Here is a 16,818-nt window from a genome sequence, read left to right as displayed (position 1 = left end):
TTACAATCAGCTCCAAACCGTTGATATACAGCTTTTTTCGATTTTCCATTCGTTTACAAGAACTCAACATAACTTTTATTTTTGTTTTATTCTTCGTTCACAATGAACCGTTACAATAAATGACAAGAAAATGGAGTGAAAAGAAGCGGAGGAATTTTTATGCGTCATTATGTTTTGCCAGCTTTGGCACTAGCCGTACTTTCAGCAGGATGTTCCCAGGAGGCGCTGCAGCCAGGGGAAGCAGCGGGTGGTGAAAAAGAATCGGGTGTATCAGGCACACTCAGCTTTTATACATCACAGCCTGATGAAGATGCACAGGCACTTGTCACGGCATTTCAAGAAAAGTATCCGGAAGCGAAAGTGGAAACATTCCGGTCAGGAACAGAAGAAGTTATTTCCAAGCTGCAGGCAGAAAAGCAGGCAGGGAGTATACAGGCGGACGTGCTGCTTGTTGCCGATGCAGTCACATTTGAAAGCTTAAAAGAAGCAGACATGCTGATGAATTATGAGTCTTCAGAAGCGGAACACATCCCCGATGATTTTAAAGACCCGGATGGCACTTATACTGGAACAAAAGTTATGGCCACCGGACTTGTCGTAAACACAAACGAAGTGGCCGAAATGCCAACGGGCTGGAGCGTGCTGGACGGTAAGGAAGCAAAAGGAAAAAGTATTATGCCAAGCCCGTTTTATTCAGGCGCTGCTGCCTACAATTTAGGTGTGATCACACGGCAGGAGGAATTAGGCTGGGACTTCTATAAGGGCTTGAAAAACAATGAAATGAGCATTACGAAAGGAAACGGCGGTGTGCTTGAAGCCGTTGCATCTGGTGAGAAAACATATGGTATGGTTGTTGATTTTGTAGCGGCACGTGCAAAGCAGGATGGGTCGCCGGTTGAATTTGTTTATCCAGAAGAAGGCGTGCCGGTTATCACCGAGCCGGTCGGCATTATGAAAAACACCGATAACGAAGAAGCCGCTAAAGCCTTCGTGGACTTTGTTTTATCTGAAGAAGGGCAGAAGCTTGCAGCGGAAATTGGCTATACGCCAATCCGGGAAGGGATCGAGGCACCGGAAGGGCTGCGGACTGTAGAGGAACTCAATGTGCTTACATCAGATACGTCAGAGCTTTTAAAAGCACGTGAAGAAGACAAGGAGCTGTTCGGCGGCATGTTTGGCCAGCAGTAAAGGTAAGCAGAATGATTTCACCTCAATCAGCCGCACCGGAAAGAAGAAGGGAAGCCCCTTCTTTCTCTTCTTTCTTTGGAACGAAAAAATGGCTCATGGTACTTGGATTACTGCTTGTTGTGTGTGTATTTGTTGTTCCCGTATTTCGTCTTCTCCTTCTTAGTGTGCTTGATAAGGGTGCGTGGTCCTCGGCTCATTATGAAAGTATATGGAAAGAAACAGCTACATGGACAGCTGTTAGAAATACCCTATATACGACAGCAGGCTCCACTATACTGTCGCTTGTACTCGGTGTGTCAATGGCCTGGATTATGGCCTATGTTCATTTGCGTGGAAAACGATGGATGCAGTTATTTATTTTTCTGCCGTTTATTATTCCATCGTATATTACGACGCTTGCTTGGATTCAATTTTTAGGAAAAAGCGGCCCTGTGTTTTCACTGTTTGGCTGGGCGCCCAATTTATACAGCATGGGCGGCATCATCTTCCTGCTGGGAGTGTCTCATTACCCGCTTGTATACTTGTTTACAGTAGATGTATTCCGCAAAATTCCGCGGGAGCTGGAAGACGCAGCGAGAACGTCTGGAGCTGGCAGAAAACATGTTCTGCTGAAAGTTGTGCTGCCACTTGCCCTGCCGGGTATTGCCGGCGGCGGCCTCCTTGCATTTTTAACCAATCTAGACAACTTTGGCATTCCCGCTTTTTTAGGGATCCCCGCCAATATTCGTGTGCTCAGCACTTATATTTATGAGCAGATCGCTGGATTTGGTCCATCATCATTTGCACGCGCTGCCGTTTTATCTGTTTTGCTTGGCGCCATTGCACTTGCCGGAACCTTTCTACAATGGCTGCTGCTGAAAAAAAGCCGGGTCACCGAAACCGTAGTGCGTGATACAAATCCGCGTATTTATTTGGCTCCGCGCCCGCAGCAGCTTCTTGAAGCGGGCATATGGCTGTTTTTGGGGGTGACAAGCCTGGTGCCGTTTCTTGCCATGGGGGCACTTTCACTTATTAAAGCATATGGGCTCCCCTTCCGCCCTGAAAATTTGTCGCTCGAAAACTATTATTATGTGTTTTTAGAAGATGCCAAAACTGGCTCTGCCTTGTGGAACAGTGTATGGCTGGCAGTCTTCACGATGGGCATCTGTCTTGTAGCGGGCACTGCTTTGGCTTATCTGCGCTACCGGGGAGATAGCTTTCTTGCAAAATGGATGGAGCTGTTTGTGACAGTTCCCTATGCATTGCCAGGCACGGTGCTGGCACTTTGCATGATCTTTGCATGGATGCAGCCAATCCCAGGCTGGAATCCGGGCCTTTACGGATCCGTTTGGATTTTGCTTATTGCGTACGTTACCCGTTTTTTTGTTTTACAGGTTAGAGGCAGCTATACGGCACTTTTGCAGGTGGATCCCTCTATGGAAGAAGCGGCGAAGGTATCTGGTGCATATGGCTGGGTTAAATGGCGGCGGATTTTGCTGCCGCTTCTATTTCCGGGACTTGCCGGCGGCGCGCTCCTTGTTTTTTTAATGGTGCTGACGGAATTAACCGTCTCAAGCCTGCTTTGGTCAACTGGATCGGAAACGATTGGTGTTGTGATTTTTAATTATGAACAAGCAGGCTATACAACGTATTCCACTGCTTTTGCAAGCGTGCTTGTGCTGGCCATTTTAGCGGGCGGCCTGCTTTTTACCGCTTTGAGCAGGCAGTGGGAGCGAAAGGTGATGAAAAAGCAATGATTGAAGTCAACAATGTAACAAAACAGTATGGCTCCTTTACTGCCTTGCATGAAATGGATTTGAGCATACGAAAAGGGGAATTTACCGCTATTCTTGGACCATCCGGCTGCGGGAAAACAACATTCTTAAAGCTTTTGGCTGGTTTTATGAAGCCTTCTTCAGGAGATATCCATATAGACGGCTTTCTGGCTGCTTCGAAAAAACGGCTTGTTCCGCCCGAGAAAAGAAACATTGGTATGGTTTTTCAGTCTTTTGCGCTTTGGCCGCATATGACGGTGTATGAACATGTGGCTTTTCCGCTCCGCCATCATCACCATACACGTGATGAGTGGAAGCAGGATATAGGGGCGCGAGCGCAGCAGGTATTAAAACTGGTGGGGCTTGAGCAGCTATTCGACCGCTACCCGGCTGAGCTGTCCGGCGGTCAAAAACAGCGGGTAGCATTGGCAAGGGCAATCGCACCGCTGCCAGATGTACTGCTGATGGACGAGCCGCTCAGCGCACTGGATATCGAACTGCGCGTGGAAATGCGTAATGAAATTCAGCGTATTCACCGTGAAACCCATGCATCCGTTGTATATGTGACCCATGATCAGGGGGAAGCATTGGCAATGGCCGATAAAATTGTGGTAATGAATCATGGCAAAATTGAACAGATAGGATCACCGGAAGCTGTGTACACAAGACCGGAAACCGCATTTGTCGCTTCCTTTGTTGGCAAGTGTAATATGGTAAAAGGAAAATGGGAGCAGGATTTTTTCATTCCAAATGAATTTCCCTGGGAAAGGTGGCCGGACATCGGAGTAACGGAGTCTTTAAAAGAAGAGGGACTATGCCCGGTTCGCCCTGAACAATGGAAGCTGGCTGGAGAAAAGGAAGAAGGTTTAAAAGGAACGGTTCTGACGGTTCAATATCAAGGCAAGGAAATACACTATACGGTTGAAGTAGAAAATGAAAACTGGACTGTCCACCAGTCTGTTTTTCAACCAAAGTACGGAATAGGAGACACGGTCAGTTTAAGCGTGAAAGCAGAACCATCGCAAAAAGCAGCTTCCCTTTAAAGGAGCTGCTTTTTTGAAGCATAAAAACCCGTTCCTGAGCCGGGAACGGGTTTTTACTATTATTTTGTTGCTGCAAAGCGTTCTTGTTCTACTTTCAACAAGTTGTTTACAGCACTGAACAGGGCTTTAATAGATGAGTTCATGATATCCGGGTCGATACCGCAGCCCCAGTAAACAGCACCATTGTCGGACGTAATGCTCACGTAAGAAACGGCATTGGCCTGTGAACCGGTTTCCTGGGCATGCTCTTTATACGTTAAATCTTTATAGGAAATGCCAAGCTCTTTTTGGATCGCATTGTTCACAGCGTCCAGGCGGCCATTTCCGCTGCCGTGCCATTCATTTGACTGGCCATTCATGTTTACTTCAATTGTAATATTCACGGTATCTTTTCCTTCAAATGTATAATCGATCAGCTTAGCCGGCTCGCTTACATTTACAAATTCCTCCATAAAGATGTCGTGAATTTCGTTTGTCATCAATTCCTTTTGGCTGCGGTCAGACACGTTTTTCACTTTATAGCCAAGTGTTTCACGCATTTTTGGCGGAAGTTCAAAGCCGTATGCCTGTTCAAGAAGATAGCCGATACCGCCTTTGCCTGACTGGCTGTTAATGCGGATAACTTCGCCTTCATACTCGCGGCCGATATCTTCTGGATCCACTGGCAAATACGGAACGGTCCAATGCTCGCGTTCTTCCTGTTCACGCCATTTCATGCCTTTCGCAATCGCATCCTGGTGTGAACCTGAGAAAGCGGTGAAAACAAGCTTGCCTGCATACGGCTGGCGGTCTGGAACCGTCATGCGAGTAACACGTTCATACACTTCCTGGATCGCCGGCAGGTTATCCAAATTCAATTTCGGATCTACGCCATGTGTATACATATTAAGCGCTAACGTGACGATATCTACATTTCCAGTTCGTTCACCGTTTCCAAACAGTGTGCCCTCTACGCGATCCGCCCCTGCGAGTACGCCAAGCTCTGCATCTGCAACGCCTGTGCCGCGGTCATTGTGTGGGTGAAGAGATAAAATCACATTTTCACGGTACTTCATGTTTTCGCTCATGAATTCAATCTGGCTCGCATACACGTGCGGCATAGACATAGAAACAGTAGCTGGAAGGTTGATAATCACTTTGTTATCAGCGGTTGGCTGCCACACGTCAAGGACGCTGTTGCACACATCAAGCGCGTACTCAATTTCCGTACCCGTAAAGCTTTCCGGCGAGTACTGGAACTTAAAGTTCCCTTCTACTTCAGCTGCATATTTTTTCAGCAGCTTTGCGCCACTGACTGCAATTTCTTTAATTTCTTCTTTAGAACGCTTAAACACCTGCTCACGCTGTGCAAGGGAAGTAGAGTTGTACAAGTGAACGACCGCGCTTTTTGCACCGCGAAGCGATTCAAATGTTTTTTGAATAATATGCTCACGTGACTGCGTTAACACTTGAATCGTCACATCATCCGGAATTAAATCTTGTTCAATTAATGTACGAAGAAATGTATATTCGGTTTCGGATGCAGCCGGGAAACCAACCTCGATTTCTTTAAAACCAACATCCACAAGCACTTGGAAATATTCTAGTTTTTCCTGCAGGTTCATTGGGATGATCAGTGCCTGGTTTCCATCACGCAAATCAACACTGCACCATGTTGGAGCTTCGGTGATGTACTCTTTTTGTGTCCATTTTAAGCTTGTTGTCGGCGGCATAAAGTAATTGCGCGTGTATTTGTTTACATTTTTCATTTTGTGTCATCCTTTCCTGTATCGGGCTCAATAAAAAACGCCCGTCATCTCTAATAAAGAGACGACAGGCGTTAACCTTCCGTGGTACCACTCTTATTGGTTTATGCAGATGCATAAACCCGCTTGTAGGCTGATTACGGGGCGTCCGTCAAAGCTTACTGCCGTTTCAGCTTTGCCGCTCATGGGCGAGTTGGGGATGCGATTGACTGCCTTTCACCAAAGCGGCAGCTCTCTTGACAACCACGATTCCTTAATGCTCCCAATCAAAGCGTTTTATCGTTTCATTTTTTACAATCGTATTATCGATTGGCTGATTTGTCAATGAGAATTGAAGAAATTGTGAGAAAATTGTCTGAAGACGGACTTTTTACCGTTGCCAAATCCATCGTCCCACCCAGATAAAGAGGGCTGCCCAGATAAGCAGCACCAAAACACCTGCTGTCCAGTTTTTTGGCTTTCCGTCCTTCATCAGCTTTTGTGCTTTTTCTTCGCAGTCCGCCATCACAGGCTTTGGGATCATTTTTAATGCGAAAAAAATACCGAGCGGTACGAGAAGAATATCATCGATATAACCTAAAACAGGAATAAAATCTGGAATTAAATCAATCGGGCTGAATGCATACGCAACAACGCAGGCAGTGAAGAGTTTTGCATACCAGGGCACCCGCGGATCGCGGCATGCGAAATACAGCATAAACAACTGGCGCTTTAACTGCCGTGCCCACTTCTTTAAACGGTTCATCGTACGTCCCCTTCTTTTTTTTACATCATAACACGATGAATAGGCTTGTGGATTTTTTGGAAACACTCCCCTTTAGATGGGAATGAATACAAGAAAGCGTGGGTATATTGAAAAGATGTTCTGCTGCGCAAAAAGTAAAGAAAAAAGGAGCGGTGTACATGTATTTTGTGGATGATCACCACGCCGTCAATTTTAAATTAACACAAATTCAATGGGAATTTGCCCAGTACGATTTAGAATATGCGGCTGCCTGCTATTTGCTGGCCGTGCCGATGGTATTTGAACATATAGTATCTGAATTAGATACGCATGAAACGCCGGTTGACTGGATCATCCAATGGGAAGAGGATGATTCGGTCTACGACCTCAGCGCCGGCGCGGTCCAGCTTGGACGGCTTGCGCTTCATTTATGGAATGGATCAGGGCCTTTTCACTTGCTGCAGTGTTTAGAGAGCCTGCAGGGGCATCATTATGAAGTCGTAAAGACGGCGCTGGATGTAAGGATGGGAAGGGCCGGATAAGAACGAGTTGAGCCTGGGCAGCAGGTTCTGCCCAATACATATATAATCTTATAAAAAATAATAGAAAAAGGTTTGAAAATAGATTTGTCCGGGTAAAAAAGAAGAACACGCGACATGTGTGTTCTTAGGCGGGATAGCGTGAGTGGCTGTCAGTATATTTGGCGCAGGCGGGGCCGGTATGAAAAGGAAATGTCAGGATAATGTCGAGCTTCTTTCATTTTTTCAGTAGGTTGCCTGATAGATCAAACTGAATTAAGAGGAGGAAATGAAAAATGGCTTCGTTACACGAATTTGATCCTGGTACAGCAGATATTCAGTCAATGCATGTTTTAACAAAACTAGCCGCAGAAGACGACGGAGTTTATATCTTAGCCCGTGAACGCGATGTAACGAGAGACGCAGCCGACAAATCCGATGAAGAAAAATTAAGAGACCAATATATTTTGTTTAGTAGTTTATTTTAACTGAATTTAAATAGTGAATAAGGGAAAAAGGACCTCCAAGCAGCATGTGGGGGTCTTTTTTGATGGATTTTTTTATTCAGGATTATAATGCCTGTTCACTACAAAACTCCTCTATACATATAAACCAATGCCATTTGATAAACTCTGGAAAGAATACCATGCTTTTTTAAGCGGACCATTTGGCAGACTGTGCACACCGCTTTTTCCAGAAAATGAAAGAAAACAAATTTTCCCGGTTTTTAACCATTATGAGAAAGAACCAATTGATGACTTCGTCATGCTTTATACGCTCTGTAACGGCAACGACGCTGATCAATGGACAGAAGATATTGAACAAGAGGGCGCGTCATATGCGCATATTGGCGGAAACCCGCTGATGAACTGGGACGAAATTGTCCGTGAAGTTGACTTTGCGGTCCGCAATGTAAAAGGACGGTATCTTATTCGGTCCATCCCGGCTGGTTATGTGAAAATTAATGAAATGCTGTCTAACAAATTCCTTTTCAGCATGATGGAGGCGGCAACTTTATTACTATCGACCTTGATCCATATATGAAGGGTCAGTACGGGCAGGTCGTCGAGGTGGATCATGAATATGATGAACGGGTTTTACTTGCATCCAGCTTAAAGAAATATATCATTATTTTGTATTATTTCGTGAAAGAGCTTGGTGTGATCGATAACAGTGAAGGATATGAAGGCGATAAACCATTATCCTTTTATATTATGCGTACAGAAAAAGCAGCAGATTGGTCCGCTGCTTTTTCTGTTACGCTTTTACGTCAATTGATTTTCCGAGCGTTGGATGAGGAGCCTGCAGCATTTGCACCATTTGGCTGGCATTTTGCTGGGCCATATCCATCGTTTTTTTCGTCAGCGCAATACTGACACTTTGGTTAAGGGAAGCCTGGCTTATGCCAGTCGATAAAGCAGCGATATCCATACGTCTCACCTCCCTTTTTATTATCGGCTTAATAGTTCGAAAGTATAAGAAGATTCGAAGAATATCTTCATTTAAACAGTAAACAGGTAATTTTTTAGAAATATGGACATAATGACTATTGGATATCAAAAATAACAATTAGATTACAATTAAAGTAAAATGATAGAAAAATAGAATTTAATATGTAAAATTAACCAATAGAGAGCTGGATTCTGTAACAAAAGAGAACTGGAGGAAAAGGTTTGAAAAAACAAGCAGTAATAATTGGTTTGGTACTCGTGCTTATTCTATCAATGGCTGGTTTTGGGCTGCCTGCTCAAGCAGCCGGGTTTGTTGATGTGCCAAGCCGTGCAGCAAAAGAAGTTAATTATTTAGCCGAAGGAAAGATTGCAAACGGATCGTCCACAACAGTATTTGGCGCCGATAAAACCGTTACACGTGCAGAGGCAGCGGCCTTTATTGGACGGGCCCTGCAGCTGGATGGAACAAAGAGAGCCACTAACTTTGTGGATGTAGGTTCAGGAAATTTTGCGTCCGGGTATATACAATCGGCGGTAGATAAAAAGATTTTCTCAGGCTATGACGGCGGCCGCTTTTTGCCGGATAAACCAGTGACGCGCGGCGAAATGGCTGTCATGATGGCGAAGGCGTTTGACTATTCGTTCGGCGGTACACTGTCAGGCGCGGCCAAAGCATTAACATCAAAGGGAATTGCTCAAGGTGTAGATGATGGCACGTTTGGTGCCGGTCAGCTGCTAAAGCGCACAGACTTTTCCGTTTTTCTTGCGCGTGCCATCAATCCAGGGTTTCGCCTTGTCAAAACGAACGATTTTGATAAGACAATGTGGGCGAATGTGGGCGACTTGAATATCCGCTCAGGCCCGTCAACCGCTTATGGTTCAAAAGGAAAACTAGCTGAAAATGCACAAGTTTCGGCAGCCCATAAAGTGGGTGACTGGATTTATATTCAGTCAGGAGAAGTCGTTGGTTTCGTTAATGCTTTTTATCTGCGTGATACAGAGACGAAGAGCGCAGCAAGTGATCCACGCCTGTCAAATCAAACGATTATTTTAGATCCGGGTCATGGCGGGCGGGATCCGGGAGCAATTGGTTTTGGACTTCAGGAAAAAGACGTTGTGCTGAAAACAGGTTTGAAAGTGAACGAGCTATTGAAACAAACACCGTTTAATGTGAAGATGACTCGTTCAACAGATACATTTATCACGATCAATAACCGTGCTGCATTTGCGAGCAAAAACAACGGTAATGTGTTTGTCAGTATCCATGCCAACGCTGCAGCAAGTTCAAGTGCAAACGGCACGGAAACACTATATTATAGCGCCGCGAATACCGCTAATTCAGCGGATAGCAAGCTGCTGGCTGAAAAACTTCAGAACCGTATGCTGCAGGCTTGGAATTTAAAAGACCGTGGTTTAGTAAGAAGAACAGATTTAGGTGTATTGAAATACAATACAGTGCCATCCGCGTTAGTGGAGCTAGGGTTTATTACGAATAAAGAGGAGAATGACAAGCTAAAGTCGGATTACTGGCAGACAGTGATGTCTAAAGCCCTTTACTACGGTATTTTGGATTACTATAAAGCAAAAGGCTATGATGTTGATTCATTATACGATCTAGCTAACTCATAAGGAAAGCCGGCTGGCTTTCCTTTTTTCTTTGGCAGACTTCTAAACAAGTAAGAAAGGAAAGCCGAAAAAAAGAGTAGGAGTGTGGATTTTTTTCCATTATAATGTATTAAAGTAATCATTTGAGAAAAAGAGCAGCTATGAGCTGTAAACGTACATACAAGATAAGCAGTGAGGGGAGTTTTGGAGAGAATGAAAAAAATAGGTTCATATGTGCTGGCGGCCAGCTTATTGTTTCCGCTTGTACCTTTATCCGAAAATAAGGTAGGGGCAGCCGGCGATTCGCTTGGCAGAGAACTGAGTGCCGTTATTGAAGCCGGTATTATGAGCGGCTATGAAGATGGCTCGTATAAGCCGGACAACAGCGTTACGCGGGAAGAATTTGCGACGTTCTTAGCTCGTGCCTTGCAGCTGCCGGAAGGACCAGAGCGATTTAAAGATGTCCCGGCTTCAGCTAAGCTGGCTCCTTATGTAAATGCCGCGGCTGCTGCCGGCATTATTAACGGCGGTTCAGACGGAAATTTCTCGCCAAAAGCAACGATTACCCGCCAGGATATGGCGCTTATGATCAGCAATGCGCTCAACTATTTAGGAAAAGATGCTGCGTATGTAAAGCCTTCATTCACAGATATTGACAATATCAGCTCGGCATATCGAGTGGCAATCGGCAAAAGTGTCAGCTTAGGCATCATTTCTGGGTATACAGATGGACGATTCGGCCCGCTGGATAACGCGCGCCGCGGACAAGCAGCTGCGTTTATTTACCGGATGCTTGAAGGAAACCTGCCGGAGCCGATTATTAAGCCGTTTGAAACAGCGATGATTGATGCAGCTGGTACGATCACACCTTCGGCTGTTACGTATGAATCCTTTGATGCTGCCAAACAAGCCATGGACAAAAATGGTGCTGAGCTTCTGCTTGAAAATGGGAAAATTATATATATGAAAGAATATGGAGGCATGGTTTTTGCCAAGCCGGAAAGCGGTAAAGCGACGGTTGATCTTTATTCCGACGAAACGCTGAAAACAGCCAAAACATATGTGACGGCCTCTGCAATTGGAAGCAGCGGCATTCCAGCCGAGCTGCAGTACATTACTTCGACCGATTCATACGTAAAGGTATACCTTGGCGGAAGCGAGTATTTTATGAAGCCGGAAGATACACGCCTTGTACCGTATGAAGGCGCAAAAGGGCGCGGTTATTATTCTGTATCAAATGGTTTGCTTGTCCATCACATTTACAACGTTGACACAAACAAGACAGTCGCGTATACAGCCGGACCGGCACCATCATTTATGCAGGCAGGCCCAAAGTATTACAGCTGGGATGGCTTCTCGTTTTACAATGAAGCAGGTCAGCAGGCAGGGCATGAATATCAATACTTCCAGTTCCTGTCCGGCCGCACGAAAACGAATTACACAGCAGCCGAGCTTGATGCCTATATTCAAAAAGTGCTGGCGGAAAGACAGGCGACGGGCCTTTCTAAATACGCAAATGCCACAGCGAAAAGCAAGCTGATTGGCCTTGGTACGATGGCCAAAAAAGCAGAAAGCCTATATAACGTTAACGCACTTATGATCGTTACACTGGCGGTTCACGAAAGTGATTACGGAATGAGTGATAAAGCACAGACGATCAATAATTTATTCGGCTTGAAAGTGTACGACTCTGATCCTACTGGAGGCTCTGTGTTTAAAACCGTAGAAGAAGGTGTAACGGCACTTGCAAAAGATTACTTAGGAGCGGGATATTTCACACCAACGCACTGGCGGTTTAATGGCTCCGTGCCTGGAAACAAAACAACAGGCGTAAACGTGAAATACGCATCCGATCCTTACTGGGGCGCAAAATTTGCCGGCCATATGTATACGGTTGACCAGGCAATGGGCGGGCAAGACTTTGGCCGCTATACGATCGGTTTCACGAACACCCCAGACTTAAACGTGCGCACAGGTCCAAGCACAAGTCAAAGCATCTTGTACACATATAAAGCGAGCGGCATGCCAGTTACCATTATCAAGGATGGAGAGTGGGCGGAGATCGTGTCAGATAGCCCGTCCCAGACAGGCTACGTGTACAGCACTTATGTGAATAAGCTGCCTATAGCGGAATAAGTAAAAGCATAAAATAAAAATCCGGCAGGCCTGCATGAAGGTCTGCCGGATTTTATATTTCTAGAAGTAACTAGCGGATCACACGCAAAACACGCCGGCCCAACGGATACAACGCGTATCCAAGGAACACGCCAGCGACATTTAAGATCAAGTCATCTATATCCAAGCTGCCCCGGTGAGTAACAAATTGCACCAACTCGATCAAGGTAATAACCAGAACGGGCACAAGCGTTTTTTGCAGAAGGGAAGGGGACGCTGTCAGCATCCAGAACATGCCGTATGGTACGAACAGCACGACATTTGCGGCTATATTGTAAAAGGCCACAAACGCATCTGCCTCTCCGCTTAAAAAAAGGCGGATCGTGTGAAATGGTATAAGATTCATATTCTCATAAGCCTGATTTGATGGCCGAAAAAACAGCAGAATAAGCAGAGCGGCTGTGTAAAGGGCCATTATCCATTTTAAAAACTTTGCCGATATATGAATTGTATCCTGGCGAAAGCCGTACACGATTAAGAAAACAAGCGTAGTCAGCGTCGCCCATACAACAACAATGACCACAGGGTGAAGATACGAAAAAAGCATAAACCAAACAGGGAGGAATGCGAGAAACAATCCTTGCGACAGCAAGGCAGAAAGGCCAAATGATGTTTTCACGTATGCCGCTCCGGCTTTGCTTTTTGCTTTTTTTTACATTGATCGATCATGCTAATGCCTCCTTTTCAATCAGTTTATCACAAGACTAAATGATCTTCTTTAAGATTCACAAGCTGGAAAACAATTCTGTAACTATTTCATGGGTTCATCCAAAGAATAGACTCTATTATTTTCATTAATAGCAAACAAAAAGCGGCGATGGCTTGTTTGGAGGAGGCGGCCAAACGCTGTATGTGATTGAATAAGGTAACATCTGTCTGGCTTTTTTTATAAAACCAATCCGCTGTATGCTCTTCCTGTTATATAATGGATAAAAATAACAAAAAGAAAGTGAGCAGGATGGGGAAAAACGCAAAACATTCGCTCAAGATATGGAAGATCCTTTTTTGAATTTAGCCTTTTTCTAACGCTGTTTTGCTGATAAAAAGGAGGAGAAAAAATGAGGAAAAAAATAGCCGGGCTGATGGCTGCAGGAATGACAATCTTGATTGCAGGATGCAGTGAGAGTGAGGAGTCAGATTTAACAAGAATTGACGTGGAGCGTTTTGAAGAAAACCAGCTTGTTGGAGAGACGGCAACCATTATAAAAAAAGAAGAGGTTAAGGCATTAGAGAAGGTATTCAAGCAGGCAAAATGGGAGCCGGGTACCCAGGCAGCAATGGCGACAATGGAGGATGTGAGAGTTGTGTTGTTTTTTGAACAGGACGCAGGCATGCCGGAGCGTCTGCAGACTTATAGAATTTGGCTGCATGAAAAGGGCACGGCAGAAATAATTGGTGAGAAAGAAGAGGAAGGGTATGGAACGATGTCGAAAGAGTCAGTGAACGAATTAAAAAAAGTCATTCAATAATAAAAAGGGGAACTGGAGATGTACGCATTCTTTTAGGCAGCAGGGTTCCTTCAAAGCCGGCTGTTTTTTCTAATTGATGGAAAAAGGAAGGGAAAGAGGTTTATTCTATCGAAACATGGGTATGAGGATGGCATACTTACTGGGCACACGCCCTGCATTCGGCGACTGTACATAGTGGATCGCTTCTTTTAATGAAAAAAGACAACGGGGATGGAAGGAACGATAGGATGGGCAGTCAAAATATCTGGTTTACACTGTTGTCGAGTGCGGTCATCATTATGCTGCTCGGCATCTGGACGTACAAAAAAACAAAAGGGGCTAATTCCACAACAGAAGGGTATTTTTTGGCCGGGCGCGGCTTGGGCGGCGGCTTTATTGCCGGGGCTTTGATCCTGACAAATTTATCTGCCGAGCAAATGGTCGGATTAAATGGACAGGCGTATGGGACGAACATGAGCAACATGGCGTGGGAAGTCACTGCCGTTTTGGCGATTGTCATCATGGCGCTGATTCTCCTGCCCCGCTATTTGGGTGGCGCGTTTACGACACTTCCGCAATTTCTGCGGGATCGGTATGACGAAGGAGTCCGGCGGCTTGCGGTTGTGCTATTTATGCTCGGTTATGTCTTTGTTACCATTCCCTCGACCTTGTATTCAGGGGCATTAGGGGTTATGAAGCTGTTTAATGCAGAAAGCTTACTTGGCATTTCTTACACACAGTCCATTTGGCTGATGGTGTGGGTGATCGGCATCATCGGCGCGTTTTTTGCCATTTTTGGCGGAATGAAGGCGATCGCTGTGTCGGATACCTTTATTGGAATCGGCTTGCTCGTCATTTGTGCGCTTATTCCAGTCATGGCGCTGTATCAACTAGGAAGCGGCAATATCGCAGAAGGTTTTCAAAAGATGGCCACAAACCATCCCGAAAAATTAAACGCGGTTGGGTCAAGTACCGATTCAGTTCCTTTTGCGACCATTTTTACTGGGATGATTTGGGCGAATCTTTTTTATTGGGGAACAAACCAGTATGCCATTCAGCGGACACTTGGAGCCCGAAACCTGGCGGAAGGACAAAAAGGCGTACTGTATACCGGCTTTTTTAAACTGCTTGTCCCGGTGTTTATGATGCTTCCGGGCGTTATGGCTTTTCATTTGTATGGTGGAAAGCTGGCGTCTATTGACCTGGCATATCCGACACTGGCGGCCAATATTCTGCCATGGTACCTGCAGGGACTTTTTTTAGTTGTACTGCTTGGTGCGGTATTCAGCACTTTTAATGCGCTGATCAATTCAGCTGCAACGATGTTTGCCCTCGATGTTGTTCAGCCTTGGAAGCCTCATTTATCGGATGCCAAGCTTCTCAGCTTAAGCAAATGGTTTACAGCGGGCCTTGCGGTTATCAGTTTTTGCGTATCCCCCTTGCTTATGTATGCACCAGACGGCTTATGGGAGTTAATTCGCCGCTTTACTGGTTTTTTTAATATCCCGATTATCACGATCGTTCTTATTGGCATTTTTGCCAGACGTGTACCGCCGGCTGCTGCTAAGGTGGTCATTGTTTTTCACGTGATTACCTACTATATGATGATTTGGGGAACAAACCACCTTTTTGGTTTTTCGCTCGAAATCAATTATATTCACGTGTATGGTATTTTATTTATAACAGAACTCATTATCATGCTCGTTATCGGGAAGCTATACCCGGCGAAAAAAGCATGGAGCTACACACCGCATCCAAAGATTGACATGAAACCATGGAAATATTCCCTGGCAGCGGCTGTCGTACTGATCGGACTGATGTTTGAATTCTATATCGTTTTTTCTCCAGTTGGCCTTGCATATGAAGGAGGGATCGTTTCTCCCTTGTTCTGGCCGGCATTAACAGGATCGGCCATTCTGACGGCTATTGTGGCCGTATGGGCCGTAAAAAGATGGAATGATAAATATAGCCGTTATATTGAAAAACAAAATACGGTCCAGGCAGCAGAAACATCGATCAATGAACAGCTTGAAGCAGCGGAAATCCACAAATAAGAGACGGCTAAAACCGTCTTTTTTTGCTTTTTATTTACCGAAGACAGGGTAAAGTGAAAAAGTAAAAAGCATGGCCGCAGGCTGTTTTTTTCGGCGGTCATGAGAAATACTTTGGCCTCAGCCTTAAATGATTGGAGGACAAGGGGAGAGAGAGCAAATTACTTATAATAAGAAAGCGGAAAGAGCTTATATGCATTTAACTAACGGATTTTAAAGCTGGCTCTGTGGCGGCAACAGTGGATTTGATGGAAAACCCGGAGAGTATAATCTGCTTTGGCCGGCAGGTACCAGTAATTGGCGTTGAGCTGGCAGGAAGAACGGCTCAAAAATAAAGTATCTAAATAGGACAGCAGCTGTTTTTGGCCGGGAAGTCACAGCCAAGAGGTTCAAGCATTCTTTTCGGTTAAGCAACAAAAAAGCAGCAGGTTCCGAAGTACACCCGGAAGCCCCGCATGTCTTTTTTTGTTTTCTGATGAGTCGTACAACGAATTTTGGGAAATCGACTTGTATGAAATAAGGGAACAAAACGGGTCTGGCGGTAAATCATATCTGTATGCCGCTGCTTTGCACGCTGAATTTGTCGGTCAGAAAAAGAAAAAAAAGAACTCTTTTCCTTTTAACAGGGAAGGGAGCTCCTATGCACCTCTCCTAGTTTCCATCCATAACTTCTTCGGGTACATCTTCTGTGTTAGCCAGGTCATCTCTGTCCGGAATAAACAAGGCGTCACGCACTTCAAGAATGCGTGCAGCGGCAGTATTCAGCTTTGTCTCTGCATCCGTCGTCTGGATAGTACCGCCGCCAAGCTGCTGGGCCAACGCATTTACTTTTTGTGAAGCGGTATTCGTTTGGTAAAGAAGAGAATTCAACCGGCTGAGTGAGCGGACACGGGTTTCTTCTGAAATCACTCGTTCTTTCGCCAAATCCGCATGAATATCTTCGAGCTTTTTATCTATGACTGTAATTTGACCTTGGACGGTTTTTAGCGATTGCGTTTCAGTATGGGTAGAAACAGAAGCACTGGCTGTTGCGGCTTGAGCGGAGAAAGCAAGACCGACCGCAAGAGCTGGTGTTGCCGCTTTAATAAATGAACGTTTCATTATGCTGCCTCCTTC

General features: G+C 45.2%; 15 protein-coding genes and 1 other annotated feature. Of the genes, 10 read left to right on the top strand and 5 right to left on the bottom strand.

Going from position 1 to position 16,818, the window contains the following annotated elements; all coding sequences use genetic code 11:
• The first annotated feature begins 159 nt into the window (after positions 1 to 159).
• The 3 genes from L2D08_RS00240 to L2D08_RS00230 are packed head-to-tail and all read left to right on the top strand — an operon-like array spanning position 160 to position 3,985.
• A complete protein-coding gene (locus L2D08_RS00240) occupies positions 160 to 1,188 on the top strand; it encodes an ABC transporter substrate-binding protein (protein WP_242231701.1) in 1,029 nt (342 codons plus the stop codon).
• 11 nt (positions 1,189 to 1,199) lie between these two features.
• Positions 1,200 to 2,924 (top strand): ABC transporter permease, encoded by a 1,725-nt coding sequence (locus L2D08_RS00235; RefSeq protein ID WP_242231700.1) that lies wholly within the window; start codon positions 1,200 to 1,202, stop codon positions 2,922 to 2,924.
• Positions 2,894 to 3,985 (top strand): ABC transporter ATP-binding protein, encoded by a 1,092-nt coding sequence (locus L2D08_RS00230; RefSeq protein WP_309241317.1) that lies wholly within the window; start codon positions 2,894 to 2,896, stop codon positions 3,983 to 3,985. The genes L2D08_RS00235 and L2D08_RS00230 overlap by 31 nt, the downstream gene beginning before the upstream one ends.
• A 59-nt stretch (positions 3,986 to 4,044) precedes the next feature.
• Here the strand turns inward: L2D08_RS00230 and L2D08_RS00225 are convergent, their stop codons facing one another.
• On the bottom strand, positions 4,045 to 5,733 hold the full coding sequence (locus L2D08_RS00225; protein WP_242231698.1) for a 2-isopropylmalate synthase: 1,689 nt from the start codon (positions 5,731 to 5,733) through the stop codon (positions 4,045 to 4,047).
• Between the two features lie 54 nt (positions 5,734 to 5,787).
• Positions 5,788 to 6,009 (bottom strand) — a binding site (T-box leader).
• 91 nt (positions 6,010 to 6,100) lie between these two features.
• Positions 6,101 to 6,475: a YkvA family protein gene (locus L2D08_RS00220; protein WP_242231697.1), complete on the bottom strand. Its 375-nt coding sequence runs from the start codon at positions 6,473 to 6,475 to the stop codon at positions 6,101 to 6,103.
• A gap of 158 nt (positions 6,476 to 6,633) precedes the next feature.
• Here L2D08_RS00220 and L2D08_RS00215 point away from each other — a divergent pair, with 158 nt between their 5' ends.
• The 3 genes from L2D08_RS00215 to L2D08_RS00205 all read left to right on the top strand — a co-directional run bounded on the left by L2D08_RS00215 (position 6,634) and on the right by L2D08_RS00205 (position 8,016).
• Positions 6,634 to 6,996, top strand: coding sequence for a hypothetical protein (locus L2D08_RS00215; protein ID WP_242231695.1), 363 nt, complete (start codon positions 6,634 to 6,636; stop codon positions 6,994 to 6,996).
• Between the two features lie 272 nt (positions 6,997 to 7,268).
• Positions 7,269 to 7,460, top strand: coding sequence for a hypothetical protein (locus tag L2D08_RS00210; protein ID WP_242231693.1), 192 nt, complete (start codon positions 7,269 to 7,271; stop codon positions 7,458 to 7,460).
• A 127-nt stretch (positions 7,461 to 7,587) separates the two neighbouring features.
• Positions 7,588 to 8,016 (top strand): hypothetical protein, encoded by a 429-nt coding sequence (locus L2D08_RS00205; RefSeq protein ID WP_242231690.1) that lies wholly within the window; start codon positions 7,588 to 7,590, stop codon positions 8,014 to 8,016.
• Between the two features lie 213 nt (positions 8,017 to 8,229).
• Here L2D08_RS00205 and L2D08_RS00200 read toward each other — a convergent pair whose 3' ends face one another.
• Positions 8,230 to 8,403: a YjfB family protein gene (locus tag L2D08_RS00200; RefSeq protein WP_242231688.1), complete on the bottom strand. Its 174-nt coding sequence runs from the start codon at positions 8,401 to 8,403 to the stop codon at positions 8,230 to 8,232.
• A gap of 242 nt (positions 8,404 to 8,645) precedes the next feature.
• Between L2D08_RS00200 and L2D08_RS00195 the strand changes: the two genes are divergently transcribed.
• Both L2D08_RS00195 and L2D08_RS00190 read left to right on the top strand, forming a co-directional pair.
• Positions 8,646 to 10,052 carry an N-acetylmuramoyl-L-alanine amidase gene (locus L2D08_RS00195; RefSeq protein WP_242231687.1) on the top strand — a complete coding sequence of 469 codons (1,407 nt, stop codon included), beginning with the start codon at positions 8,646 to 8,648 and terminating at the stop codon, positions 10,050 to 10,052.
• A gap of 189 nt (positions 10,053 to 10,241) precedes the next feature.
• Positions 10,242 to 12,164 carry an S-layer homology domain-containing protein gene (locus tag L2D08_RS00190; protein WP_242231685.1) on the top strand — a complete coding sequence of 641 codons (1,923 nt, stop codon included), beginning with the start codon at positions 10,242 to 10,244 and terminating at the stop codon, positions 12,162 to 12,164.
• Positions 12,165 to 12,234: 70 nt separating this feature from the next.
• Here the strand turns inward: L2D08_RS00190 and L2D08_RS00185 are convergent, their stop codons facing one another.
• A complete protein-coding gene (locus L2D08_RS00185) occupies positions 12,235 to 12,822 on the bottom strand; it encodes a VanZ family protein (protein WP_242231683.1) in 588 nt (195 codons plus the stop codon).
• A gap of 439 nt (positions 12,823 to 13,261) precedes the next feature.
• Here L2D08_RS00185 and L2D08_RS00180 point away from each other — a divergent pair, with 439 nt between their 5' ends.
• Together L2D08_RS00180 and L2D08_RS00175 are read left to right on the top strand one after the other, a co-directional pair.
• A complete protein-coding gene (locus L2D08_RS00180) occupies positions 13,262 to 13,672 on the top strand; it encodes a hypothetical protein (protein ID WP_242231682.1) in 411 nt (136 codons plus the stop codon).
• A gap of 227 nt (positions 13,673 to 13,899) precedes the next feature.
• The gene (locus L2D08_RS00175; RefSeq protein WP_242231680.1) at positions 13,900 to 15,705 is read left to right on the top strand and encodes a solute:sodium symporter family transporter; all 1,806 of its coding nucleotides are present in this window, start codon (positions 13,900 to 13,902) and stop codon (positions 15,703 to 15,705) included.
• Between the two features lie 648 nt (positions 15,706 to 16,353).
• Here the strand turns inward: L2D08_RS00175 and L2D08_RS00170 are convergent.
• A complete protein-coding gene (locus L2D08_RS00170) occupies positions 16,354 to 16,803 on the bottom strand; it encodes a hypothetical protein (RefSeq protein WP_242231678.1) in 450 nt (149 codons plus the stop codon).
• Between the last annotated feature and the right edge of the window lie 15 nt (positions 16,804 to 16,818).

It is taken from the genome of Domibacillus sp. PGB-M46 (assembly GCF_022668875.1).
Classification (GTDB): Bacteria; Bacillota; Bacilli; order Bacillales; family Domibacillaceae; genus Domibacillus.
This window is presented reverse-complemented; position numbering and strand designations above follow the sequence as displayed.

Coding starts and splice junctions, on each gene's coding strand:
- L2D08_RS00205 (WP_242231690.1), top strand. CDS start 7,588: ATGCCATTTGATAAACTCTGGAAAGAATACCATGCTTTTTTAAGCGGA.
- L2D08_RS00240 (WP_242231701.1), top strand. CDS start 160: ATGCGTCATTATGTTTTGCCAGCTTTGGCACTAGCCGTACTTTCAGCA.
- L2D08_RS00215 (WP_242231695.1), top strand. CDS start 6,634: ATGTATTTTGTGGATGATCACCACGCCGTCAATTTTAAATTAACACAA.
- L2D08_RS00175 (WP_242231680.1), top strand. CDS start 13,900: ATGGGCAGTCAAAATATCTGGTTTACACTGTTGTCGAGTGCGGTCATC.
- L2D08_RS00210 (WP_242231693.1), top strand. CDS start 7,269: ATGGCTTCGTTACACGAATTTGATCCTGGTACAGCAGATATTCAGTCA.
- L2D08_RS00180 (WP_242231682.1), top strand. CDS start 13,262: ATGAGGAAAAAAATAGCCGGGCTGATGGCTGCAGGAATGACAATCTTG.
- L2D08_RS00200 (WP_242231688.1), bottom strand. CDS start 8,403: ATGGATATCGCTGCTTTATCGACTGGCATAAGCCAGGCTTCCCTTAAC.
- L2D08_RS00225 (WP_242231698.1), bottom strand. CDS start 5,733: ATGAAAAATGTAAACAAATACACGCGCAATTACTTTATGCCGCCGACA.
- L2D08_RS00220 (WP_242231697.1), bottom strand. CDS start 6,475: ATGAACCGTTTAAAGAAGTGGGCACGGCAGTTAAAGCGCCAGTTGTTT.
- L2D08_RS00170 (WP_242231678.1), bottom strand. CDS start 16,803: ATGAAACGTTCATTTATTAAAGCGGCAACACCAGCTCTTGCGGTCGGT.
- L2D08_RS00235 (WP_242231700.1), top strand. CDS start 1,200: ATGATTTCACCTCAATCAGCCGCACCGGAAAGAAGAAGGGAAGCCCCT.
- L2D08_RS00190 (WP_242231685.1), top strand. CDS start 10,242: ATGAAAAAAATAGGTTCATATGTGCTGGCGGCCAGCTTATTGTTTCCG.